Origin of the sequence: Albibacillus kandeliae, assembly GCF_003116585.1 — a bacterium.
In the GTDB taxonomy this organism is placed as follows: Bacteria; Pseudomonadota; Alphaproteobacteria; order Rhodobacterales; family Rhodobacteraceae; genus Albibacillus; species Albibacillus kandeliae.
The window spans coordinates 34090-55943 of sequence record NZ_QEHM01000004.1 but is presented as its reverse complement, the minus strand read 5'-3'; the positions used below and the strand labels follow the sequence as shown (position 1 = coordinate 55943).

General features: G+C 66.1%; 26 protein-coding genes. 6 read left to right on the top strand and 20 right to left on the bottom strand.

The genetic code is table 11. The annotated features are described in order from the left end of the window. Positions 1-174: 174 nt before the first annotated feature. The gene (locus DDT93_RS10915; RefSeq protein WP_109465882.1) at positions 175-573 is read right to left on the bottom strand and encodes a hypothetical protein; all 399 of its coding nucleotides are present in this window, start codon (positions 571-573) and stop codon (positions 175-177) included. A 154-nt stretch (positions 574-727) separates the two neighbouring features. On the opposite strand from DDT93_RS10915, the gene DDT93_RS10910 reads away from it, so the two are divergent. Beyond that, positions 728-1519 (top strand): helix-turn-helix domain-containing protein, encoded by a 792-nt coding sequence (locus DDT93_RS10910; RefSeq protein WP_109465881.1) that lies wholly within the window; start codon positions 728-730, stop codon positions 1517-1519. Here the strand turns inward: DDT93_RS10910 and DDT93_RS10905 are convergent. From DDT93_RS10905 to DDT93_RS10890, 4 genes are all read right to left on the bottom strand, one after another. Continuing rightward, entirely contained in the window at positions 1516-2820 is a 1305-nt protein-coding gene (locus tag DDT93_RS10905; RefSeq protein ID WP_109465880.1) for an NAD(P)/FAD-dependent oxidoreductase, read from the bottom strand. The genes DDT93_RS10910 and DDT93_RS10905 overlap by 4 nt on opposite strands. 54 nt (positions 2821-2874) lie before the next feature. After that, complete coding sequence (locus DDT93_RS10900) at positions 2875-4233, bottom strand: glutamine synthetase family protein (protein ID WP_109465879.1); 1359 nt, start codon at positions 4231-4233, stop codon at positions 2875-2877. Further along, positions 4233-4916, bottom strand: coding sequence for a type 1 glutamine amidotransferase (locus DDT93_RS10895; RefSeq protein ID WP_109465878.1), 684 nt, complete (start codon positions 4914-4916; stop codon positions 4233-4235). The genes DDT93_RS10900 and DDT93_RS10895 overlap by 1 nt, the downstream gene beginning before the upstream one ends. A gap of 73 nt (positions 4917-4989) precedes the next feature. Continuing rightward, complete coding sequence (locus DDT93_RS10890) at positions 4990-6309, bottom strand: glutamine synthetase family protein (protein ID WP_109465877.1); 1320 nt, start codon at positions 6307-6309, stop codon at positions 4990-4992. A 329-nt stretch (positions 6310-6638) separates the two neighbouring features. Here DDT93_RS10890 and DDT93_RS10885 point away from each other — a divergent pair, with 329 nt between their 5' ends. After that, on the top strand, positions 6639-7277 hold the full coding sequence (locus DDT93_RS10885; protein WP_109465876.1) for a hypothetical protein: 639 nt from the start codon (positions 6639-6641) through the stop codon (positions 7275-7277). Between the two features lie 73 nt (positions 7278-7350). Here the strand turns inward: DDT93_RS10885 and DDT93_RS10880 are convergent, their stop codons facing one another. From DDT93_RS10880 to secG, 14 genes are all read right to left on the bottom strand, one after another. Beyond that, positions 7351-8157 carry an ABC transporter permease gene (locus tag DDT93_RS10880; protein ID WP_109465875.1) on the bottom strand — a complete coding sequence of 269 codons (807 nt, stop codon included), beginning with the start codon at positions 8155-8157 and terminating at the stop codon, positions 7351-7353. Next, a complete protein-coding gene (locus tag DDT93_RS10875) occupies positions 8154-9038 on the bottom strand; it encodes an ABC transporter permease (protein WP_109465874.1) in 885 nt (294 codons plus the stop codon). The genes DDT93_RS10880 and DDT93_RS10875 overlap by 4 nt, the downstream gene beginning before the upstream one ends. A gap of 92 nt (positions 9039-9130) precedes the next feature. Then, complete coding sequence (locus tag DDT93_RS10870) at positions 9131-9856, bottom strand: transporter substrate-binding domain-containing protein (protein WP_109465873.1); 726 nt, start codon at positions 9854-9856, stop codon at positions 9131-9133. A gap of 35 nt (positions 9857-9891) precedes the next feature. Further along, complete coding sequence (locus DDT93_RS10865; RefSeq protein WP_109465872.1) at positions 9892-10668, bottom strand: ABC transporter ATP-binding protein; 777 nt, start codon at positions 10666-10668, stop codon at positions 9892-9894. A 163-nt stretch (positions 10669-10831) separates the two neighbouring features. Continuing rightward, positions 10832-11566, bottom strand: coding sequence for a phosphate/phosphite/phosphonate ABC transporter substrate-binding protein (locus DDT93_RS10860; RefSeq protein WP_109465871.1), 735 nt, complete (start codon positions 11564-11566; stop codon positions 10832-10834). Then, entirely contained in the window at positions 11563-12000 is a 438-nt protein-coding gene (locus DDT93_RS10855; RefSeq protein WP_109465870.1) for a tellurite resistance TerB family protein, read from the bottom strand. The genes DDT93_RS10860 and DDT93_RS10855 overlap by 4 nt, the downstream gene beginning before the upstream one ends. A gap of 61 nt (positions 12001-12061) precedes the next feature. Further along, a complete protein-coding gene (locus DDT93_RS10850; RefSeq protein WP_109465869.1) occupies positions 12062-12775 on the bottom strand; it encodes a DNA helicase in 714 nt (237 codons plus the stop codon). A gap of 176 nt (positions 12776-12951) precedes the next feature. Continuing rightward, on the bottom strand, positions 12952-13404 hold the full coding sequence (locus DDT93_RS10845; protein WP_109465868.1) for a tellurite resistance TerB family protein: 453 nt from the start codon (positions 13402-13404) through the stop codon (positions 12952-12954). A gap of 42 nt (positions 13405-13446) precedes the next feature. Beyond that, positions 13447-13740 carry a DUF1330 domain-containing protein gene (locus DDT93_RS10840; RefSeq protein ID WP_109465867.1) on the bottom strand — a complete coding sequence of 98 codons (294 nt, stop codon included), beginning with the start codon at positions 13738-13740 and terminating at the stop codon, positions 13447-13449. Between the two features lie 96 nt (positions 13741-13836). Then, positions 13837-14751: a nickel/cobalt transporter gene (locus DDT93_RS10835; protein ID WP_109465866.1), complete on the bottom strand. Its 915-nt coding sequence runs from the start codon at positions 14749-14751 to the stop codon at positions 13837-13839. Continuing rightward, positions 14736-15383, bottom strand: a complete 648-nt coding sequence (locus tag DDT93_RS10830) for a DUF1007 family protein (protein WP_109465865.1) — start codon at positions 15381-15383, stop codon at positions 14736-14738. The genes DDT93_RS10835 and DDT93_RS10830 overlap by 16 nt, the downstream gene beginning before the upstream one ends. Before the next feature lie 69 nt (positions 15384-15452). Continuing rightward, on the bottom strand, positions 15453-15866 hold the full coding sequence (locus DDT93_RS10825; RefSeq protein ID WP_109465864.1) for a nuclear transport factor 2 family protein: 414 nt from the start codon (positions 15864-15866) through the stop codon (positions 15453-15455). A 97-nt stretch (positions 15867-15963) separates the two neighbouring features. Next, positions 15964-17607, bottom strand: a complete 1644-nt coding sequence (locus tag DDT93_RS10820) for a CTP synthase (protein ID WP_109465863.1) — start codon at positions 17605-17607, stop codon at positions 15964-15966. Positions 17608-17778: 171 nt separating this feature from the next. Continuing rightward, entirely contained in the window at positions 17779-18144 is a 366-nt protein-coding gene (secG, locus tag DDT93_RS10815; RefSeq protein ID WP_109465862.1) for a preprotein translocase subunit SecG, read from the bottom strand. Between the two features lie 232 nt (positions 18145-18376). On the opposite strand from secG, the gene DDT93_RS10810 reads away from it, so the two are divergent. Further along, positions 18377-19108, top strand: a complete 732-nt coding sequence (locus DDT93_RS10810) for a tellurite resistance TerB family protein (protein ID WP_109466312.1) — start codon at positions 18377-18379, stop codon at positions 19106-19108. 15 nt (positions 19109-19123) lie between these two features. Here the strand turns inward: DDT93_RS10810 and DDT93_RS10805 are convergent, their stop codons facing one another. Continuing rightward, positions 19124-20065 (bottom strand): endonuclease/exonuclease/phosphatase family protein, encoded by a 942-nt coding sequence (locus DDT93_RS10805; RefSeq protein WP_109465861.1) that lies wholly within the window; start codon positions 20063-20065, stop codon positions 19124-19126. A gap of 161 nt (positions 20066-20226) precedes the next feature. Between DDT93_RS10805 and nthA the strand changes: the two genes are divergently transcribed. From nthA to DDT93_RS10790, 3 genes are read left to right on the top strand one after another with little or no spacing between them, the layout of a single operon-like run. Next, positions 20227-20853, top strand: coding sequence for a nitrile hydratase subunit alpha (gene nthA / locus DDT93_RS10800; RefSeq protein ID WP_109465860.1), 627 nt, complete (start codon positions 20227-20229; stop codon positions 20851-20853). Next, entirely contained in the window at positions 20850-21536 is a 687-nt protein-coding gene (gene nthB / locus DDT93_RS10795; protein WP_109465859.1) for a nitrile hydratase subunit beta, read from the top strand. Before nthA ends, nthB begins: the two co-directional genes overlap by 4 nt. Continuing rightward, a complete protein-coding gene (locus tag DDT93_RS10790; protein WP_109465858.1) occupies positions 21533-21853 on the top strand; it encodes a nitrile hydratase accessory protein in 321 nt (106 codons plus the stop codon). Before nthB ends, DDT93_RS10790 begins: the two co-directional genes overlap by 4 nt. The last annotated feature ends 1 nt before the right edge of the window (position 21854 follow it).

Below are 21854 nucleotides of genomic sequence, written 5' to 3'. Positions count from 1 at the left end.
CCCGCGAGGGTTGTGAACGCCGAAATAGGCGTCAGCCATGACATTTATGTGTCAGCCCCGGATCGGTGTTGCGCCGGGGCCATGATTTTGGGCCTCCGGGCAGCGAAATCCCCCGCACGCCGTGGGAAGGAGCCGTGCGGGGGGCTGCCGGGCAGTGCCCAGCGGCGCGGCCCTTCAGGAGAAGGAGGCCGGTTCGGTGACTCGCCGCAGCGCGGCGTATTCAAGGCTCGCGAGGACGGCGACGGCCACGCCCTGCAGGAGGACAAGGGCAATCCCCGCCCCGGTGAGGGGGAAGACGCCGGAGAGCGCCACCCAGGCCGATGCAAGGGTCCAGGCGGCGTTCCCGGCGACGATCAGCAGCGCGCCGGGGCGGAACAGCGGACTGCGCCGGGCGGTGAAGATCATCAGTGCGCCCGAAGGCACAAGGATCGCGACGCTGACCAGATGCAGGGCGCGGGGCAGCCCGGTGAGCGTTTCCACCGGGCCGCCGGCGACCAGCAGGATCAGCAGCAGCGCAATGCAGGTTGCGGCATCGAACCAGAAGAGGCGCCGCAGCAGGGTTTCGGATGTCATGGGTCTGTCTCCGTTGGGATGGATGATGGACCGATCCTGCCTGTCGCGGGGCGGGGCGGCGATTAAGCCGGAGGTAATAGTCGCAGGATTTTTCCGCGCCGCGATTACCTCGGGCGTAATTGTGCGGGCGCCGCAGGGCACCTAGGGTTGGGGCATGACACCTACACTCTCAACCACCGCGCCGCGCATCGGCGCCCTGTTGCGCGACTGGCGCCTCCGCCGCAGCCTCAGCCAGCTGGCCCTCGCGGGCGAGGCGGAGGTCTCGCAGAAGCACCTGAGTTTCGTCGAGAGCGGCCGCTCGGCCCCCTCGCGCGAGATGGTGCTGCGGCTGGCCGAGGCGATGGAAATCCCGCTACGCGAGCGCAATGCCCTGCTGCTGGCGGGCGGCTTTGCCCCGCTCTACCCCGAGCGGCCACTGGATGCGCCGGAGATGGGGCCGGCGCTCCGCGTGGTTCAGGCGGTACTGGAGGGCCACGCGCCGTTCCCCGCCATCGCGGTGGATCGCCACTGGAACCTGATATCCGCCAACGCGGCGATGGCGCCCTTCCTCGACGCGGTCGCGCCGTCGTTGCGCCAGCCCCCGGTCAACGTGCTGCGCGCCAGCCTGCACCCTGAGGGACTCGCACCGATGATCCTGAACCTGCCGGAATGGCGCGCCCATATCCTCGACCGGCTGGGGCGCGAGTTCCGCCAGAGCTATGACCCTGCCATTGATGCCTTGATCACCGAACTGCGCGCCTTGCCCGGGGGGCTGCATCCTTTGCCGACGGGCGGGACCGGCAATATCGCGGTGCCCCTGCGGCTGCGGTTCGGCGATGGTGTGCTGTCTTTCCTGACCGCGACAACGGTCTTCGGCACGGCGACCGAGGTCACCCTGTCGGAACTGGTGATCGAGGCCTTCTTTCCTGCGGACGAGGCGACGCGGGCGGCGCTGACCGGGGGCTAGATGCCGACCCGGTCGCGCAGGCCGAACCACAGCATCGCCAGCACCAGCAACGGGCTGCGCAGCGCCGCACCGCCGGGGAAGGGCGTGGTGGGGATCGCCGCCATGGTGTCAAAGCCCTCGGTCTCGCCCCTGATCGCCGCCGCCATCAGCTGCCCGGCCTGAGTCGCCGAGCCGACGCCGTGGCCCGAGTAGCCCGAGGCGGAGAGAATGTTCGGCGCGATCCGCGCGAGGTAGGGCAGGCGCTTCATGGTGATCGCCAGCGTGCCGCCCCAGGCGTAGTCGATCTTGACGTCCTTCAGGTGCGGATAGATCTCGCACATCGGATTGCGCACCTTGGCGGCGATGTCGTCGGGAAAACGATAGCCGTAGTTCTCGCCCCCGCCGAACAGCAGCCGTCCGTCGGCGGACAGGCGGAAGTAGTTCACCACGAATTTGGTATCCGCCACCGCCACGTCGCGGGTCAGCACCTTCGCGGTCTCGGCGCCCAGCGGCTCGGTCGCGGCGATGAAGTTGTTGATCGGCATCACCCGCTGTGCGACCTGCTTCTGCAGCCCGCCGAGGTAGCCGTTGCAGGCAAAGATCACATGGTCGGCGGTGACCTTGCCCTTGGCGGTGCTCACCATCGCCGGACGGCCTTCCTCGACCGAGGTGACCTCGGTCATCTCGTGGATGCGCACCCCGGCCTTCGCCGCCGCCGCGCCCAGCCCGAGGGCATAGTTCAGCGGATGCAGGTGCGCGGCGTCCATGTCGAGGATGCCGCCGACATAGGCGGGCGAGGGGCAGAGCGCGTGGCTCGCCGCCTCGTCGAGGATCTCGATGTGATCATAGCCGTAACGGTCGTGGAGAAACTCCGCGTAGTGGTGCGTCTCCTCCATTTCCTTCCTGGTAAAGCCGATGTGGGCGACGCCCGGCTTCAGCGCACAGTCGATCTGGTGGCGCGCGATCAGCCCCTTCACCAGCGCCTTGCTCTCTTCACCCAGACGCCAGAGCCGGTCGGCCATGTCGCGGCCCATCATCTTCTCGATGCTGTCCTGCTCGATCCGCTGGCCGCTGCCCAACTGCCCGCCGTTGCGCCCCGAGGCGCCGAAGCCAACGCGATGGGCTTCCAGCAGAACCACGTCCATCCCCGCCTCGGCGAGGTGCAGCGCGGCCGACAGGCCGGTGTAGCCCGCGCCGATGACGCATACATCGGCCTTTGTGTCCCCCTCCAGCGCGGGGAAGGGGGCCAGGGCATTGGCGGTTGCGGCATACCAGCTCGGCGGGTAGCTGCCGTGCCGGTCGTTCGAATAAAGCAGGTTCATCGCAACCGCCTCATCTTTTCTCTTCAAATACTCGAATCCGACCCGGCAACCGGGTCAGACGTTCAGCAGCAGGTGCTCCCGCTCCCACGGGCTGATGACCTGCAGGAACTCCTCGTACTCGGTGCGCTTCACGATCGAGTAGACGCGGGCGAACTCGGGGCCCAGCACGTCGTGCAGTTCCTTGTTGTCGTCGAAGAGGTCCAGTGCCTGGCCCTGGACGCGCGGAATGTCCTCGTCGCCCTCGTAGGCGTCGCCGCGGAACTGCTTGTCGGGGCGGATCTCGTTCATCAGCCCGAGGTAGCCGCAGGCGAGGCTTGCCGCCATGCCGAGGTAGGGGTTGCAGTCCATCCCCGCCAGCCGGTTCTCGATGCGCCGCGAATCCGGGCCCGAGAGCGGGATGCGGATGCCGGTGGTGCGGTTGTCGCGGCCCCATGCGAGGTTGATCGGCGCGGCGTGCTCGCGCACGTAGCGGCGATAGCTGTTCACGTAGGGTGCGAGAACGGCGATGGCCGAGGGCAGGTGTTTCTGCAGGCCGCCGATGAAGTTGAAGAAGGCGTCGGTATCGCCCCCTTGCGGTCCGGCGAAGAGGTTGCGCCCGGTTTCCATGTCGATGATCGAGTGATGGATGTGCATGGCACTGCCCGGCTCGTCGGCGATCGGCTTGGCCATGAAGGTGGCAAAGCAATCGTGGCGCAGGGCGGCCTCGCGGATCAGCCGCTTGAAGTAGAAGACCTCGTCGGCGAGCTTGACCGGATCGCCGTGGCGCAGGTTGATCTCGAGCTGACCGGCCCCGCCTTCCTGCGTGATGCCGTCGATCTCGAAGCCCTGCGCCTCGGCAAAGTCGTAGATGTCGTCGATCACCGGGCCGAATTCGTCCACGGCCGTCATCGAGTAGGCCTGACGCGCGGCGGCGGGGCGCCCCGACCGGCCCATCATCGGCAGGATTTCCTTGGCCGGGTCGAGGTTGCGCGCGACGAGGAAGAATTCCATCTCCGGCGCGACCACGGGTTTCCAGCCCTGTTTCTTGTAGAGCTCGACCACGCGTTTCAGCACGTTGCGCGGCGCGCAGGGGATCGGGTCGCCGTCGCGGTCGTAGGCGTCGTGGATCACCTGCAGGGTCCAGTCGGCGGTCCAGGGCGCGGCGGTGGCAGTGGAGAGATCCGGTTTGAGGATCATGTCCCGCTCGATGAAGCCTTCCTCGCCCGCAGCCTCGCCCCAGTCACCGGTGATGGTCTGGTAGAAGATGCTGTCGGGCAGGTGGAAATAGGACTGCCGTGCGAACTTGGAGGCAGGCACCGCCTTGCCCCGGGCGATCCCCGGAAGGTCGGCGACGATGCATTCCACTTCGTCGAGCCGCTTGCCCTCGAGGTAATCCTTCGCGGGTTGCGGCAGGTTGTCGGTCCAGTCGGCCATCAGGCCCTCTCTTTCTTGAAGAATTCGGACATCTCGTCGGCGAATGCCTTGCTGTCCACGGGTCCATCATGAAGGTGTTCGATCGCGGCGGCCAGTTGCGCGTCGGGGACCACGCCCTTGCCGCGGGTCCGGATCAGGCCGTCGATGAACTCGGTGCCGAACTCAGGGTGCGGCTGAACCGTCAGGATGGTGTCGTCATAGGCCAGGATCGCGTTGGCACAGAATTCGTTGCCGGCCAGCACGCGCGCGCCCGGCGGCAGTTCGGTCACCTGGTCCTGGTGCCAGGCGTTGAAGCTGACGGGTTTACCGTCGCGCTCGTACTCCACCCGGCCGATCGACCAGCCGCCCGGGTACTTCTCGACCTTGCCGCCAAGGGCCTGCGCGATGATCTGGTGGCCGAAGCAGACCCCGATCAGCGGGCGCCCCTGCGCATGGATGGTGCGGATCAGGTCCTCCAGCGGCGGGATCCAGCCATGTTCTTCGTAGGCGCCGTATCGCGAGCCGGTGATGAGCCAGCCGTCGGCGGACTCGGCTCCGGAGGGGAACTGGCCGTCCACCACGCGATAGGTGTCGAAGTCGAAGCCCCTGCCACCCAGCAGGGTTTCGAACATGGCGTTGTAATCGCCGAACTCGCCCAGGAGATCCTGGGGCGCATGTCCGGTCTGCAAGATACCGATTTTCATGAGTCACGCTTGGGATATGATCAAATCCAAGACTACCCGAGCCCGGCTGGCCGGGCAAGGGGGTCGGAGATGGTCAGACCGCCTCCAGATAGCTGAACCAGTGCCGTTCGGGCGGCATTTCGGCAAAGCCCGCAAGCTCCTGCCGCTTGGTCATGACAAGGTTCTGCAGCAGCGGTCCGGGCAGGATGCGCGCCATCAGCGGGTCGCTTTCGATCCGGTCGATGGCGGCGGCCCAGGTGGTCTCCAGGCGCGGAACGCCGGTGATCTCGTAAGCGTTGCCGCTGATCGGTTCGGCTGGCGACATCTGGTCCTCGATGCCGATCAGCGCGGCGCCCAGCACCGTGGCCAGCATCAGGTAGGGGTTGATGTCCCCCCCGGCGCAGCGGTGTTCGATCCGGCGGGCGACCGGCGCGCCGCCGGGAATGCGGATCGCGGCGGTGCGGTTCTCGTAGGCCCAGATGGCGCTGACCGGCGCATGCGCTCCGGGGACCAGCCGGTCATAGGAGTTGCCGTGCGGGGCGAAGATCAGCGTGCTGGCGGGCATCGCGGCGAGGCAGCCGCCGACCGCATGGCGCAGCTTGTCGGTTCCCTGCGGGCCTCCGTCGTCGAAGATGTTGTTGCCGTCGCGGTCCAGCACCGAGAAGTGCACATGCATCCCGTTGCCCGCGTCGTCGTGATAGGGTTTGGCCATGAAGGTGGCCGCGAAGCCGTGCTTGCGGGCCAGTCCCTTGACCAGCGCCTTGAACAGCCAGGCGTCGTCGGCGGCGCGCATGGCCTCTTGGTGCACGAGGTTCACCTCGAACTGGCCGACCCCGACTTCCGAGATGACGGTATCGGCGGGGATGCCCATCTCGTCGCAGGCTTCGTAGAGCGCGGTGAAGTAGGCGTCGAAGGCATCGAGCTGGCGCACCGACAGGATGGCGCTGTTGTAGATCGGGCGCCCGGTCAGCGGGTTGATCGGAGCCTCGGGCGCGGTGCCGGAGTCGTCGATCAGGGTGAATTCCATCTCGGTCGCGCAGATCGCGGTCCAGCCCTTTGCGGCGTAGCGGTCCACGACCTCCTGCAGTGCATGGCGCGGGTCGCCGAAGAACGGTTTGCCCTGCTCGGTATACATCGACATCGGCACCAGCGCCGACGGGGTCGACAGCCAGGGCATCGGCACCGCGCCGCGCTCGGTGGGGCGCAGGATGCCGTCGGCGTCGCCACTTTCGAATACCAGCGGACTGTTCTCGATATCGGCGCCCCAGAGGTCCACGTTCAGCACCGACAGCGGCATTCTGATCACACCCTCGTCGATCTTCTCGGCGTAGGAGCGTGGAACGCGTTTGCCGCGCATCTGCCCGTTCAAGTCGCTTGCCGCCACGCGGAAGGTGGGAAATCTCCTCAGATCCATGAAAGACTCATCTATTTCTGATTTTGTCAGTGCTCCCAGATGTAACGGAGCCAAGACGGGGTGTCACCACAATTTGATCAAATTTAAGGTTTTCATCGGGATCAATCCTCCTGATTGCCTCGAATTGGATCTCCAGAGTGTCCAATGACAAGATCTTGCCTTATTTCCGCCGTTCCTCGGTCAATTTGGGCGGGAGTATGGCAGTGCGGTGTCAAGATCGGTGCCGTGTTCTCCAAGCTCACGGAGTACGGTCCGGGTTCAGCCAACAGAGGTGCCGCCAGAGCACCGGGTGGCCTGGATAATTAAATATTTATTAAGGGTTGCGGTAAATGGCGATCATGTTTGACGAGTGTCCCGGCGCCCGGGACAAGAAGGTTGTTGTCGATTTCTCAGAACTGGACAATTTCGAAACAGAGGTCGGACGGCTGGTCCGGAATGCTCTCGAGGGAGAGGGTAAGGCAGACCAGACCCCGGCCTTTCCGAAGGACAGTACCGACCGCATCCGCAGCGGTCTGCGCAAGGTCGAGCAACGCGGGGTTGTCGCGCATGACTTCGCGGTAGACGGGCGGGTGGCTCCGTTCAACCGCGCGGGTCTGGCCCGTGCCGCCTATGTCTCGCTGGGCCTGTTCTCGGCCTTTTTCCTACTACCCGCCTGGTTTGCCCCGGCGGTAATTGCTCTCGGTCTGCTGGTGGGTGTTGCCAGTTACCTCGTGCTGGGGGGCGCGAAGGTGCATGCGATGGTGCGAGCCTGGCTTGCCGCGCTACGGGCGCAGGAGGCCGACCGCAGCCGTCGCATGCGTCGTTGGAAGGTTGCTCTTCTGTCGCGCGTCGAGGCTCTGCTGAACCGGCTGCCGGCCTCGTGGACCCAGGGCCTCTACCTTCCCGATGCCGAGCCCGAAGAGACCCCGCACGAAAAGATGGCGATCGACCCCTTCGACCGACTGAGGGAAATGGCCTCGAACGGCTGATCACAGCGGAACATCAGGACATTCCATGTCGCCTCGGACTAGGTCCGGGGCCTTTGCATTTCCGGTAGTCCGATCAGCGCAGCAGGTTCGGACGGAAGCGCAGACGTGTTCTGCGCTCGGTCGGCAGGTGGCGGTTCAGCCGTTTGTTGACCAGCCCGAAGACGGTGACGATGACCAGCGTGAACAGGATGAAGTACATCGCCAGGATCGGGTAGGGGATGAACGGGTTGAAGGTCTTGTCCGCGAAGTAGCTCGCATAATAGAGCGCGTCGCCCCGCTGCTGCCATGCCGGGAAGCCCGAGAAGAACACCAGCGTCGTGGCATGGAACAGGAAGATCGCCTCGTTGGTATAGGCGGGCCACGCCAGCCGCAGCATCGTCGGCCAGATGATGCGCCGGAACCGGGGCCAGCCCGACATGCCGTAGGCGTCCGCCGCCTCGGCATCGCCACGCGGCACCGAGCGCAGCGCGCCATAGAAAATTTCTCCTGAATAGGCCGCCGTGTTGAGGAACAGGACGATCAGCGCACCGAGCCATGCCGCCGTGAAGGGGCTGAAGAAGGCGTACTGGCTCTTGAGGCTCAGGAAGAAGAAGTAGGCAAAGAAGAACTGGATGAAGAGCGGCGAGCCGCGGAACAGGAAGATGAACCATTCCGCGGGCTTGCGCACCCACTTGTGCGGCGAGGCCTTGGCCACGGCAAGCGCGGTGGCAAGGAAGAACCCGGTAATCAGCGCCAGCACACCGAAGTAGATGTTCCAGATCATCCCCGAGCCGATCAGCACGAAGTGTTCGCAGAGGGTAAAGTCGCTGCGCGGCAGCAGCCGCTCGCCGATACCGATGCTGCGCAGGCCGTAGTCCTGCAGGGTCTGCCAGCAGCTCATGCGGCGGCCTTTCTCTGCGCTTCGCCGCCCAGCGTTGCCTGGCCGTGCGTGAGGCGCTTCATCAGCCGTTCCAGCAAGACCTCGGAGACGCGGGTGCAGCCGAGATAGAAGATGAGCAGCGCGAGGAAGTACCACATCCGCCAGTCGCCGTGCGGGTAGTCGGTGAATTTCGGTGTCTTGGTGCCGCCCAATTCGCGGGCCCAGTAGACGATGTCCTCGAGCCCCAGCAGGAACAGCAGCGGCGTGGCCTTGATCAGCACCATCCAGAGGTTCGACAGGCCGGGCAGGGCATAGACCCACATCTGCGGCACGAGGATGCGCCAGAAGGACTGGCGGTGGGTCATGCCATAGGCCTCGGCGGTCTCGATCTGGGCGCGCGGGACCGCGCGCATCGCGCCGTAGAGCACGTTGGCGGCGAAGGCCCCGAAGACGATGGAGAAAGTGATCAGCGCAAGGAAGAAGGCGTAGGACTCATGAACCCATTGCGGCGCCGTGCCCAGCGGGAGCTTGGCCGCCGCGCAGACGATGAAGTCGTTGCCCTGCCGGATCGGCTGGGTCCACTCGGGGCAGAGCAGCTTGTGGCGTGTCCACTCGAAGGCCTGATCCAGCGCGATCACGAAGAACATGAAGAAGGCGATATCGGGCACGCCGCGCACGATGGCGATATAGGCCCGACCGATCAGGCTCAGCGGCAGGAAATGCGAGCGCGCGGTCATCGCCCCGATGAACCCGAAGGCCAGCGCGACCGGAGCGGTCACGGCCAGCAGACCCAGCACCTTGAAGAAGGCGAGGTAGAAAGACAGGTGCACGCCCGTGGTCAGGAAACAACTGAACCAGGCAATCGTGCCGAGCGATTCTGGGTCCGCGCAATAGGAGAACATGCAAATCCGGGCTGTGGTGCCGCGCCCGCCACCTGTGACGGCTCACGGCAAGTGGTGAAAGGGCCGGGCGTCTTGCCCGGCCCCGCTTGGGATCAGTAGGTCGCGACCTCGTCACCGAACCACTTCTTGAGCAGGTCGTTCAGCGACCCGTCTTCCTTCATCGCGGTGATGGCCGCGTCGAACTTCTCTTTCAGCTCGGTGTCGCTTTCGCGCAGGCCCATGCCGACGCCACCGCCCAGCGGCACGCGGTCGCCGACGAACATCAGCTCGCCGTTGCTCTCTTCGACCAGCGGAACGAGGTAGTCGTAGTCGGCGAAGACCGCGTCGGCCTCGCCGTTGCGCACGGCGGCAACAGTTTCCTCGGGGGTTGCGAATTCGACCAGGGTCGCGCCGCTCTCGGCGACATAGCCCGCCTGAATGGTCGCGGTCTGTGCGGCGACGATGCCGCCCTTGATGTCAACGCCATCGGATGCGGCGACATAGGCGGATTCGGTCGGCGGGTAGTAGTCTTGGGTAAAGTCGATGACCTGATCACGCTCGTCAGTGATGCTCATCCCGGCCATGATGGTGTCGTAGTTGCCGGACACGAGGTTGGGGATGATCGAATCCCAGTCGTTCTTGACCCATTCGCAGGTCAGTTCGGCACGCTTGCAGAGCTCGTCGCCCAGCTCGCGCTCGAAACCGTCCACTTCACCCTTGTCGTTGATGAAGTTGTACGGAGGGTAGGCGCCCTCGGTGCCCATGCGGACGGTGTCCTGCGCCAGGGCCATTCCGGCGCTGAACGCCAGAACGGCGGTGCCGAGAAGGATCTTTTTCATGAGTTTGACTCCCTTGGTCTGGTTATTGCCACGCATTATGCGTGGGTTGTTGATTTCAGGAACCCCCGCAGGCGTTCCGATTTCGGGGCGCCGAACAGCGTGGCCGGGGCGCCCTCTTCCTCGATGAGGCCCTGGTGCAGGAACACCACGTGATCGCTCACATCATGGGCCATTTTCATGTCGTGGGTGACGATCAGCATGGTCCGGCCCTCGCGGGCGAGATCCTTGATGACCTTGACCACTTCCTGTTCCAGTTCCGGGTCCAGCGCGCTGGTCGGTTCGTCGAACAGCAGGGCTTCCGGTTCCATGCAGAGCGCGCGGGCGATGGCGGCGCGCTGCTGCTGGCCACCCGAAAGCTGCGCTGGGTAGTTGTCGCACTTGTCGCCTATCCCGACCTTCTCGAGGTAGCCGCGCGCGGCCTTCTCGACCTCGGCGCGGTCACGGCCCAGCACGGTCAGCGGCGCTTCCATCACGTTCTGCAGGATGGTCATGTGAGCCCAGAGATTGAACTGCTGGAACACCATGCTGAGGTTGGTGCGGATGCGGAGCACCTGCTTGGGGTCCGCCGGGCGCCGGCCGTGGCCGCCGCCCTTCCACTTCACCGGCTCGCCCTTGAACAGGATATCGCCCTGCTGGCTGTCTTCCAGCAGGTTCGCGCAGCGAAGGAGGGTGGATTTGCCCGAGCCGGAAGAGCCGATCAGCGAGACGACGTCGCCCCGGTTGGCACGGATGGAAACGCCCTTGAGCACTTCCAGCTCGCCATAGCTCTTGTGAAGGTCACGGATTTCGATGACGGGCGTGGTGTCAGGCACGGCAGGTCCGGTGTTGGCAACATCTGGGGAGGCAGTAGGGATGAAAATCCGGGCCAATGCAACGGCGAATGCGGTGTCCCTGCCGCAGAAAGCGGCAGGATGACCCGAAGGAATGCTCAAAAAAACAGCGTGTGTCCCGGGGCAGCAGCCCGCGAAGCCGCCTTCAGGCCCTCTCGGGCGTGGGCACGTCGAGATAGGTGGCGGTGTCGATCTGGATCAGCCCTTTGAGGTGCAGCGTGGCGCGGTCCTCATCCGAGAGGGACTCGATTGCGCCCTCGATGGCCGCGTGCAGTGCGGCGACATCATTGCCGGGGGCGGTGATGTAGGGCAGGCCCGGGGTCGGGGGTGTTTCGTCGATGATCTTCAGCGCGGCGGTCGCCGGATCGTGGGCGCTCAGCAGCGCCCAAGTCAGGGCGTCGATCCCGGCGATGTCGGCGCGCCCCTCGGCGATGGCGTGGACCGAGTTCACATGCGCCCCGGTGCCCTCGTAGCTCGAGAACCGCACGCCTTTGCCGTTCAGCAGGGTCAGCGGCCCGGCCCAGCCCGACTGCGAGACGGATTCGTTGAACACGAAGCGCGCGCCTTCGAAGTCCTCGGTCTTTTCTCCCGCCTCGTCTGCCCGCACCACGATGTAGGATTTGTAGTGGCCCGGAGGGCAGCCCGGCAGGCCATAGTCGGGCGTCGCGATCTTTTGCACCTTGTCGTGCAGGCGCGACCGGTAGGGCAGACCGCAGGTCTGGCCCAGCAGCAGCTCGGGCGAGAGCCACATCTCGAAGTAGTCCATGTCGCGGGTCAGCGTCTCGGGGCCGTAACCAAGGCGGCTGCGGATGGCGTCCCAGTAGCGGTTCACCGCGGGCTGGATGGCGGGCATGTCATACATGCCGAGCATGGCGATCATGTTCGTTCGGCCTTTTGTCTGGCAAGGGCGCTGTCGCGGTCTTCGACCCCGAGCAGGCTGGCGGTGAGGCGCATGAGCGCATTTTCGGCATCGGCCCGACCGCCGTCGGCGAGCACCACGCGCCACATCGCCTCGACCACGGCGCGGCGGTCCTCGTAGGGAACGGCGTCCTTGATCGCGCGGGTAAAGCGCACGGTATCGGGGGCTTCGGCCTCCAGCGCCTCGGCCTGTTCCCGCAGCTCGCGGGCACCGGCATCCGAGAGGCCGTAGCGGTGGCGGATGATGTCGTCGATCTGGGCCACTTCGGAGGCGGCGTAATCGTTGTCGGACCGGGCGATCCGGACCAGCAGCGCGGTCAGCGCCAGCCGGGCGTCGGCATCGGGAAGATGGGATGGGTCTGGCGCGGTGAGGCGCCGCAGGAAATCTCCGAACATGTGCAGGATATAGGCCCGGCGCGAGAGCGCGCCAAGGCCAATCTGTCGTCGCCCGGGCGGATCAGGCGGCGCGGTCGATGCGGAGCGCCCCGTCGTGCAGATAGCAGGCGCGCGCGAATAGGGAGAGGTCCACCGGGTTGGGTCGTCGCACGTCGTCGGGGCCGGGCAGGGGGCGGAGGGCAGGATCGAACCGGCGGTCCACCTGCGAAAGCACGATGAAACGAACCCCAGAGGCCGCCGCGAACTGCCCGAGCGCGGCGAGCTGTTCGCTCACCGGGGGTGTCTCGCGGCGCTGGTCGAGGAGTTGCAGGTAGTCGATCACCGCCAGCGTGCCGGGCGCGGCGCCGCGCAGCCGCTCGATCATGAACTTTGCGCAGATGTCGTCTGAAGTCTCGCAGCTCAGGCGACCGCCGAGGGTTGCGGGATCCACGGCAAGCACTCGCAATGCGTCGTTCAGATCGCGCTCGGTCCAGTCGAGAGTGAAGAACAGGCCCTGCCGGCCCCGGCGGATCGCGTGAACCAGCGCCTCCAGCGCCAGCATCGTCTTGCCCTGACCGGGGCGGGCGGCCAGCAACAGCAACTCTCCGGGCGCGAGGACCTCCTCGAGTTGGGATGCGGGATTCGGGGCGGGCTGTTTCGCTACAAGTTCGCTCCAGCGGGCGTAGCCCTCGGTGCGGGCGATGGCGTCAAGCGCCGCGTGGAGGGCGATGCCCTTGGTGCGCGCCAGCCGGTGCGCGTCGCGTTTCAGCCGGTAGATCGGTGCAGTCAGTCTCATTCATGATCCTCCTGTCACGGGCGGAAACGGCAATCCCTCCTCATGCCTCTGCCCGAACAGCGGATGTGATCCGAGAGCTGCCCCGCATGACATCTGCTTTCCCGTATCGGAGGGGGGAGGCGCGGGCCGTGCCTGTGCGCCGAGGATAGGCCGGGGCGGGCAGGCGATCAACTGCCTCAGCGCGCGGGTGCGGCCCCGAGCACGCGATCGCGGGCTTTCTCGCTGTCGGCATAGGACAGGCCCATCGCCTTGCGCGCATCCTCGATGATGAGAAGCTCGCCCTCGTTCTGCTCTCCGTCGGCCAGCACGACCTCCCAGAGGGCATCCAGCGCGGCCAGCCGTTCGGGCAGGCTGGTGGTCTCGCGGATCAGCTTGCCGAAGGTGTCGGTATCGGGCGCGGCGGCGTGCAGCTTTTCGCAGGTGGCGCGGACCTTGGCCGCTTCGACCGCGTCGTGCTTGTAGAGCCGCTGAAGGATCCGGTCGATCAGGCGGATCTCCTCGACCTTGTAATCACGGTCCGATTTCGCGACGCGGACCAGCAAGGCGCCAAGGGCAAGCTCGGCATCAGGGTCCGGCAAGGACGCCTGATCGGCGGGGCGAAACACCTGAAAGAGCTTGCTTAGCTTCATGGCGCGAGATTAGCCCAGATATTGGGGTCCGCCAAGCGGGATCTACCCGTCATAGCCCCGGACAATCACAAGGTCTCCAGTGGAAACGGGATCGCGCAGGGCCTTGGCCTGTTGGTACTCGGGGCTGTCGTAGCAGGCGACAGCGGTCTCGTAGTCGGGGAACTCCAGAACCACGGTCCGCGCACGCACGGCACCTTCGCGGGTCTCGTACTCACCGCCCCGAACAAGGAAGCGCGCGCCGTATTTCTGGAAAGCGACCGCGTTGGCGGCGATGTAGGCCTTGTAGGCCTCCGGATCGTCCACATCCACATGGGCCACCCAATATGCCTTGGCCATCTCGCACTTCCTCCTCTTCGTTCCGCGCGCAGGCTGTCCCAGAACGGCCGGTTTGGCAATGGGGCGGCCCTGCCCCGGCGGGCGCCCGCCTGCCCCTCAGTAGGGCGCGAGGGCCCGCAACAGAAGGCCGGAGGCGAGGCTGACGATGACAAGGCCCGCAAGTATCTCGGCGACCGGGATGGCGCGGGCGAGGAGGGGCGATCCGGCCAGCGCGGTGACCAGCCCGCCGCGCGTGCCGGCGGCGGCCAGTGCGACGGCCACGGTGACCGTCGCCGTGCCGAGGCCCATCGCCACGGTGCCCGCAATCCCGGCGAGGGCGATACCCATCTGCCAGGTGATCAGCAGCACGAAGATCGCACCCGAGCAGGGCCGGATCGCGATGGCTCCGATCAGCGCCAGTGTCTCGCGCAGGGACCCCGCGCGCTCCACCTCGTCGAGGGTCGGCCCGTGCCGGTGGCCGCAGTCATGGTCATGGTCGTGGTGGTAGTCATGGTGGTGGTGATCGGCGGCGGGCTGGCGCAGCGAAAGGGCATGACGGACCCCGCGCACCAGCAGCCAGAGGCCCACCAGCACGATGGCGCCATAGCTCAGCGGCGCCATGATCTCCTCGGCCAGATCGGTGAGGTGCTGGCGCGTCAGGTGAAAGACCCAGACGCCGGCGTAGACCAGCAGAATCGCTGTCAGCGACTGACCGAGGCTCGAAATCACGCTGATCGCGACGAGGCGCAGGACGGGCGCCTTGCGGCCCACGCCATAGCCTCCGATCAGAACCTTGCCGTGGCCCGGCCCCACCGCGTGAAAGAACCCGTAGGCGAAGCAGACCGTCAGCAGTGCGGTCAGGGCTCCGGCCTCGCCGGTGCGTGCCGCACGCAAGGCCCGCGCGATGGCGTTCTGGAAATGCTGCTGTTCCTGCGCGGCCCAAGCGGCCAGCTGGTCGAACCCTCCGACATACCAGAACCAACCGAGGCCGAGGGCGGCGGCGAGGAGGGGGATGATCAGGAGGCGGGGCACTGGATCTCGACCTCCGTGGCGAAATCGGCACCGATGTCGGGCAGGCCCGCGTCCTCGGGGTTCATGCTCGGGTCAAGCGTGGAGAGCTTCTGCTGCATATTGGCCAGAGCGCTGTCGATCTCGGGGGGAATGCTCTCGATCAGGCACCCCTCGCGCCCGGGGACGGTGACCGGCAGGGTCACCTCGTAGGCGGTGTAGTAGGTCGGATCGTAGGGCTTGAGCATCAGGATATGGCCGGTCAGCTCCGGCGTGCCGGTAACCCTGCGCAGGTGTGTGGTAACGATGCGCCCCTCGCGTAGAGCCGCCGTCGTTTCCAGCGGGCCGGTCAGGCTCAGCGGTTCACCGTCGAGCGTTGCGACAAGGTCGCCGTTGAAGCCCTCGACCCATTTCATGTCGAAGCCGTTCAGCGCGGCCTGCTCGGCCGTGTTCAGCACGCTGTCGTAGTCGCGGTCCAGCCCCATGTCCTCGAGGATCATCAGCGAATAGAACTCGTCGTAATCCCACGTGGTCCGGATGCCGGTCAGGTTGCCTTGCTCGTCGGTCACGATCTCGAACCCGGCAGCGATGAAGATGTGCGGATGGGCGATGGCCTGCAGCGGGACAAGGGCGAGGAGAAGGGCGAGACGGATCATGGGCGGACGCTAGAGCGGCGGGAGGCGAAGCGCAATCGGACCGGAGGGCGAAAGGCGGAGGGGCGCCGGCTATTGGCTTGCCGGATAGGGCCCGAGAACACGTTCGCACAGCGCGCTGTCCTGATATTCCTTCGCCTCCACGATCATCCCGTCCTCAAGCCGGTACATCAGGCAATAGTCGTTTACGTATGGCGTTCCGTCCGCGGCGGTCATCTGGCCCCTGGCCTCCACCACGACCCAGTCCTCGTCGGCGAGAAACCTTGACGGGATGGTCCGCGAGGTGCCGGTGGTGACCCTGCGAACATGTCCGTAGAGGTCGCGCAGGATCGCCTCCTTCCCGCGAAAGGTCTGCGACCAGGAGGACTGGCCGGTCACCGTCATGGTCGCGGTTTCGTGCAGGTGCGCGACGAAGAGCGAGCCGTCGCCCTCGGCCAGACGCGCGAAGATGCGCTGCATCAGCGCCTTGTTCTCGGCAGTGGGCATGGCGGCTTCTCGGAGGATGGGGGAGTTGCCCAAAAAAGATAGGGGCCCGAGCGGGCCCCTGTCAAACGCCACCATGTACCCCCAAGGGGCCGCGCGGTCAGACCAGACGCGAGGTGTCCTTGGCGGCGCGCACGAAGCTGTCGAACAGCGGGTGCGGCGCGAAGGGCTTGGATTTCAGCTCGGGGTGGAACTGGACGCCGATGAACCACGGATGGTCCTTCCATTCCACGATCTCGGGCAGGCGTCCGTCCGGCGACATGCCCGAGAAGGCGAGGCCGCAGGTTTCCAGCTTGTCCCGGTACTTGAGGTCGACCTCGTAACGGTGGCGATGGCGTTCCTCGATCTGGGTATCGCCATAGACCTCGGCCACCTTGGACTCGGGGGACAGAACCGCGGTGTAGGAGCCCAGCCGCATCGTGCCGCCCTTGTCGTCGTCGACCTTGCGCGCGACGGTGTGGTTGCCCTGCACCCATTCCTTCAGGTGATAGACCACCGGCTCGAACCGTTTCTTGCCGGCCTCGTGGTCGAACTCTTCCGAACCGGCATCCTTGACCCCGGCGACGTTGCGCGCGGCTTCGATCACCGCCATCTGCATGCCGAGGCAGATGCCGAGGTAGGGCACGTTGCGGGTCCGGGCGAACTCGGCCGCCTTGATCTTGCCCTCGGTGCCGCGCTCGCCGAAGCCGCCGGGCACGAGGATCGCGTGATAGCCTTCGAGGAAGGGCGCCGGGTCCTGCGTGTCGAAGATCTCGGCGTCGACCCATTCGACGTTCACCTTGACCCGGTTCGCCATGCCGCCGTGGGTCAGCGCCTCGGCGATGGATTTGTAGGCGTCTTCAAGCTGGGTGTACTTGCCGACGATCGCGACCTTCACCTCGCCCTCGGGGTTGTAGATGCGGTCCGCCACGTCTTCCCACCGGTCGAGGTTCGGACGCGGGGCGGGGGCGATGTTGAAGGCATCGAGCACGGCCTGGTCGAGACCCTCGCGGTGATAGGCGAGCGGCGCCTCGTAGATCGACTTGAGGTCCTGTGCGGCGATCACCGAATCCGGGCGCACGTTGCAGAACAGCGCGAGCTTCTCGCGCTCCTTCTGCGGGATCGGGCCCTCGGAGCGGCAGACGAGAATATCGGGCGCGATGCCGATGGAGCGCAGCTCCTTCACCGAGTGCTGGGTCGGCTTGGTCTTCAGTTCGCCGCTGGCCTTGATGTAGGGCAGTAGGGTCAGGTGCATGAACACGCACTGCCCGCGCGGCTTGTCCTGGCTGAACTGGCGGATCGCTTCGAAGAACGGCAGGCCCTCGATGTCGCCGACGGTGCCGCCGATCTCGCAGAGCATGAAGTCGACCTCGTCCTCGCCGATCGAGATGAAGTCCTTGATCTCGTTGGTGACGTGGGGGATCACCTGAATGGTCTTGCCGAGGTAGTCGCCGCGGCGTTCCTTCTCCAGCACGTTCGAATAGATGCGCCCCGAGCTGACCGAGTCGGTCTTGCGTGCGGCCACGCCGGTGAAGCGTTCGTAGTGGCCGAGGTCGAGGTCGGTCTCGGCGCCGTCATCGGTCACGAAGACCTCGCCGTGCTCGAACGGGCTCATGGTGCCCGGGTCGACGTTCAGGTAGGGATCCAGCTTGCGCAGCCGGACCGAGTAGCCGCGGGCCTGCAGCAGGGCACCGAGTGCCGCCGAGGCCAGACCTTTCCCGAGAGAGGAGACAACGCCGCCGGTGATGAAAATGAATCGCGCCATAGGTGTCGCTGCTCCCGTGAAAACCGAATTCGAGATGGTTTGCGATTCACAAAAAACCGCTAACTCACGGGAGTCCATCTATAACGGATTCGCGTGAGAAGGGCAATAGAACCGCAAGGTGTTGTTGCGTGCGTTACCGTCCGCTCAAGGTATTGTAGGCTTTGCCGAAACTTAGTCCGCTTTGGGTGTCAGCGGAGCGTCGTCGCCCTGTGCCGGCGGCAGCAGGCTGTCGCCAGAAGGCACCTGAACCGGGGTGCTTTGCTCCTCGGTTGCGGGTGCCTGGGTGCCCAGACGGTCCAGCACGGAAACGCCTGCGGCCTTCTCGGCGGCAATGATCGTCAGAGCCAGCGAGGTGCAGATGAAACCGATGGCCAGAACCCAGGTGAGCTTGCCCATTGCCGTCGCCGCCGCGCGCCCGCTGACCGCACCGCCACCACTGCCCATGCCAAGCCCGCCCCCTTCGGAGCGCTGCAGCAGCACGATGCCGATCAGAGAGACGGCAAGGATCAGGTGGATGATGAGGACGACGTTTTCCATAAGAGGTTCGGCTCTCCGGCTTTGACGGGGGGTATCTATGCAAGATTGCGGCGGGGGGCAAGGGAGGATTGCGCCCTGTGGCGAGGTTGCCGGTTCGCGTCCCTGCGACGAGCCTGTCGGGCACGTGTCCGCCTGTTCACGAGAGTATTATCGGGACGCGGTAAATTCCGGTTGAACAGGGGCTGGACCGTTCCCAGTTCGGTCCGGACCACAGGTTTTGAGGGAGATGATCATGAACATCAACGGGCTTATCGAAAGCGTTCTCGGTTCCGGCAGCACCGGAGGGCGAAATCAGGGCGCGAGAAATCAGGGCGGGCCGGCCGGCCCGGCCTCCGGCCTGCCGGGCGGGCTGGTCGGCGGCGCTGCCGCCGGGGGCATGATCGCCCTGCTGCTTGGCACCAAGAAAGGCCGCAAGCTGGGTGGCAAGGCGCTGAAGTACGGCGGGCTCGCAGCTGTGGGCGGCCTTGCCTACAAGGCCTACCGCGATTGGCAGACCAACCGCCCCTCGGGGACCGAGGCCGACCCGCTGGGCCTGCCCAAACCGCCCGCCGACAGCGGGTTCGACATCGACAACGACCGTGACAGCGGGGGGCAGGATTTCCGGCTGACCCTGATGCGCGCGATGATCGCGGCGGCCAAGTCGGACGGCCACATCGACAAGGCGGAACACGAACGCATCCGCGCGCAGATCGACCAACTGGGTCTTGGCGCGCCCGAGAAGGCCGCGCTGTTCGACTATTTCTCGGCGCCCTCCGACCCGGCGGCGATGGCGGCGCTTGCCCGCTCCGGTGAGCAGCAGGCCGAGATCTACCTTGCCTCCGCCCTTGCCATCGACCCGGACACGGCAGAGGAACAGGCCTATCTGGATGCACTGGCAGGAAACCTCGGGATGCCCGAGGGGCTGCGCGATCACCTCGACCTCGAGGCCGGTGCGGCGCGTCGTCAGGCGGGCGAACTCGCCTGACGCAGGGAGGGCAGGTCAGGGCAGAGCGACGTCGGCAACGAACCCGAGGTGGTTCGAGCCGAGCCCGGCCCCGAAGGTTCGGATGTCGCTGACCTGAACACCGCCGCGCACCAGCAGCTGGTCGATGGGCAGGCCGAAACGGCCTGCCGCCACCGGCCAGGAGGCGGGCTGCCCCCGGATCACGCGCATTCCGGTGCTGCCCAGGACCTGCCGCATCGGCAGGCTCCACGGCGGCATGTTGTAGTCGCCGACCACGGCGACCGGGCCGGTCAGCCAGTCGTATTGCGATTTCAATCGCGCGATTTCGGTCTCGGCGATGCCCGACATCCAAGGCTTGGCCAGATGGTTGGCGACGAGGAAGCCACGCTTGCCCGACTGCGTGGCATATTCGAGCACCATGTAGCGCTTGGGAAAGCCGGGGGCGATCCGCATGGCCCATGTGCGCACCACCTTCAGGTTCGTGGCCACCAGCATCGTGCAGCCCTTCTCACAGGGCGAGACGAAGTCATAGGTCGCGCGCAGCCGATCGAGGGTGGAGGTCAACGCGCCCGCCTCGGTGAAGACGAGGATGTCGGGCTGTTCCGCCAGCGCGGCATCGACGATCCGGTCCGCCGACTCGCTATTGCTGGCCAGCACGTTGAACCAAAGGATGCGGACATCCGTGGCGGCCTCCGGATGCAGCGGCTGGCTGATGGTGCGGTACTCGGAGTAGAGCCAGCCGCCGCAGCCGATGGCCACCAGCGCCAGCAGCGGGCCAAGGCGCCGCGCCCCGAGCAAAAGGGCAAACAGGGCAAAGAGCAGGCCGAGGGCGAAGAGCAGGGGCGAGAAGGGATCGACCAGCCGCGCAAAGGGGCCGATCACGGAGTTGGTGGGGCAGTCCATCGCGACGGCGCCGCCGATGATCGACAGGGCCGACACCGTGATGGTGGCACCGCTAAAAGCTGCTTTCGTGCTCAACGGCCTCGTTCCTGCATTGCCCACCGATCCATCTGCCGCGCGCGGCAGGGGCGTGGCAATGATCTAGCATCTGATCATCACGACGCCACCCCAGGTTTCGTCGCATATGATCAAACAGATGGCCTCTGGACAAGCCGGGGACGGCGGCGCAGTCTCGGTCCATGCCACACGATCATCACTCCCACGACGATGCGCATCCGCACGCCCTGCTTCCCTCTGATCCGGCACTCCGGGTCAAGGCTCTCGAAACCATCCTGACGCGAAAGGGTCTGATCGATCCGGCGGCGCTGGACGAGATCATCGACACCTACGAGAACAAGATCGGGCCGAAGAACGGCGCCGACGTGGTTGCCCGCGCCTGGAGCGACGCGGGGTTCCGCAAGGCCCTGCTGGAGGATGCCACCGCCGTGGTGCGCGATCTGGGCTACTACGGCCGTCAGGGCGAGCATGTCGTGGTGGTGGAGAACACGCCAGAGACTCACAACATGGTCGTCTGCACGCTCTGTTCCTGCTACCCGTGGTCGCTGCTTGGCATTCCGCCCGCATGGTACAAGTCCGACGCCTACCGCGCCCGCGCCGTGCGTGAGCCGCGCAAGGTGCTCGCCGACTTCGGTGTGACGCTGCCAGAGGGGACCGCCGTGCGGGTCTGGGATTCGACTGCCGAGATGCGCTATCTTGTCCTGCCCATGCGTCCCGAGCGGACCGAAGGCATGCCATTCGAGCAATTGGCGGCGCTGGTCACCCGGGACAGCATGATCGGAACCGGCCTCGCAAAGGCCCCGGCATGACCCGCATCCATGACATGGGCGGCCGGTTCGGCGACGGGCCAGTGCAGCCGGAGGGCGAGGATGAGCCGATTTTCCACGAGGAATGGCATCGCCGTGCGCTAGCGGTGACACTGGCCACCGGCAGCCTTGGCCAGTGGAACCTCGACATGTCGCGCCATGCCCGAGAGTCGCTTGCGGTGCCGGATTACGCGACCTTCTCCTACTACGAGAAATGGATCGGTGCTGTTGCGGACCTGCTGGTCGACAACGGGGTGCTGACCCGCGCCGACCTTGCCGGGGAGGACAGCCCTGCCGATGGCGCGGCGCATCCGCTGGCGGGCCGGGCGCTGACCAAGGACAAGGTGGCGGGCGTCCTGTCGCGCGGCGGCCCGACCACGCGCGAGAGCAACGTCGCGCCGCTGTTCGAGCCGGGGCAGGCAGTGCGCGCCCTGCGTCCGGCGGCCAATCGGCTGGTCGATGGCGGGCACACGCGGATGCCCTCCTACGTGGCCGGGGCGCGAGGGCGCATCCTGATGGCGCACGGTGCACATGTCCTGCCCGACAGCAACGCCCACGGTTTGGGCGAGGCGCCCGAGCCGCTCTATGCCGTGATCTTCCCGGCAGGCGAACTCTGGGCCGCGCCCGAGAACCCGGACGACGAGGTAGTGCTGGATCTCTGGCAGTCCTACCTCGAGCCGGCATGAGCGAAATTCCGGAACCCGTCTTTGCCGAACTCTGGCACGCGCAGGTCTTTGCGCTGACGGTGCACCTCAGCGAGGCCGGGCGCTTTGCCTGGCCGGACTGGGCCGAACGGTTCGGGGCGACGCTGAAGGCGCACGGGCTTGCGCGCGACCTTGACGGCGGGGACGACTATTTCAACGCCTGGCTGGAAACGCTGGAGGCGATCCTCGCCGAGGACGGTATCGCCGATCCCGTCGAGGCGGCGCAGGTCAGGTTGGCGTGGGAAGCCGCCTATCTCTCCACCCCGCACGGCAGCCCGGTCCGGCTCGCCGGGGACTAGG

Coding starts and splice junctions, on each gene's coding strand:
- DDT93_RS10820 (WP_109465863.1), bottom strand. CDS start 17,607: ATGGCGCGATTCATTTTCATCACCGGCGGCGTTGTCTCCTCTCTCGGG.
- nthB (WP_109465859.1), top strand. CDS start 20,850: ATGACCCGCATCCATGACATGGGCGGCCGGTTCGGCGACGGGCCAGTG.
- DDT93_RS10895 (WP_109465878.1), bottom strand. CDS start 4,916: ATGAAAATCGGTATCTTGCAGACCGGACATGCGCCCCAGGATCTCCTG.
- DDT93_RS10900 (WP_109465879.1), bottom strand. CDS start 4,233: ATGGCCGACTGGACCGACAACCTGCCGCAACCCGCGAAGGATTACCTC.
- DDT93_RS10850 (WP_109465869.1), bottom strand. CDS start 12,775: ATGAGACTGACTGCACCGATCTACCGGCTGAAACGCGACGCGCACCGG.
- DDT93_RS10890 (WP_109465877.1), bottom strand. CDS start 6,309: ATGGATCTGAGGAGATTTCCCACCTTCCGCGTGGCGGCAAGCGACTTG.
- secG (WP_109465862.1), bottom strand. CDS start 18,144: ATGGAAAACGTCGTCCTCATCATCCACCTGATCCTTGCCGTCTCTCTG.
- DDT93_RS10855 (WP_109465870.1), bottom strand. CDS start 12,000: ATGTTCGGAGATTTCCTGCGGCGCCTCACCGCGCCAGACCCATCCCAT.
- DDT93_RS10905 (WP_109465880.1), bottom strand. CDS start 2,820: ATGAACCTGCTTTATTCGAACGACCGGCACGGCAGCTACCCGCCGAGC.
- DDT93_RS10790 (WP_109465858.1), top strand. CDS start 21,533: ATGAGCGAAATTCCGGAACCCGTCTTTGCCGAACTCTGGCACGCGCAG.
- DDT93_RS10840 (WP_109465867.1), bottom strand. CDS start 13,740: ATGGCCAAGGCATATTGGGTGGCCCATGTGGATGTGGACGATCCGGAG.
- nthA (WP_109465860.1), top strand. CDS start 20,227: ATGCCACACGATCATCACTCCCACGACGATGCGCATCCGCACGCCCTG.
- DDT93_RS10830 (WP_109465865.1), bottom strand. CDS start 15,383: ATGATCCGTCTCGCCCTTCTCCTCGCCCTTGTCCCGCTGCAGGCCATC.
- DDT93_RS10860 (WP_109465871.1), bottom strand. CDS start 11,566: ATGATCGCCATGCTCGGCATGTATGACATGCCCGCCATCCAGCCCGCG.
- DDT93_RS10885 (WP_109465876.1), top strand. CDS start 6,639: ATGGCGATCATGTTTGACGAGTGTCCCGGCGCCCGGGACAAGAAGGTT.
- DDT93_RS10825 (WP_109465864.1), bottom strand. CDS start 15,866: ATGCCCACTGCCGAGAACAAGGCGCTGATGCAGCGCATCTTCGCGCGT.
- DDT93_RS10870 (WP_109465873.1), bottom strand. CDS start 9,856: ATGAAAAAGATCCTTCTCGGCACCGCCGTTCTGGCGTTCAGCGCCGGA.
- DDT93_RS10880 (WP_109465875.1), bottom strand. CDS start 8,157: ATGAGCTGCTGGCAGACCCTGCAGGACTACGGCCTGCGCAGCATCGGT.
- DDT93_RS10810 (WP_109466312.1), top strand. CDS start 18,377: ATGAACATCAACGGGCTTATCGAAAGCGTTCTCGGTTCCGGCAGCACC.
- DDT93_RS10845 (WP_109465868.1), bottom strand. CDS start 13,404: ATGAAGCTAAGCAAGCTCTTTCAGGTGTTTCGCCCCGCCGATCAGGCG.
- DDT93_RS10915 (WP_109465882.1), bottom strand. CDS start 573: ATGACATCCGAAACCCTGCTGCGGCGCCTCTTCTGGTTCGATGCCGCA.
- DDT93_RS10910 (WP_109465881.1), top strand. CDS start 728: ATGACACCTACACTCTCAACCACCGCGCCGCGCATCGGCGCCCTGTTG.
- DDT93_RS10875 (WP_109465874.1), bottom strand. CDS start 9,038: ATGTTCTCCTATTGCGCGGACCCAGAATCGCTCGGCACGATTGCCTGG.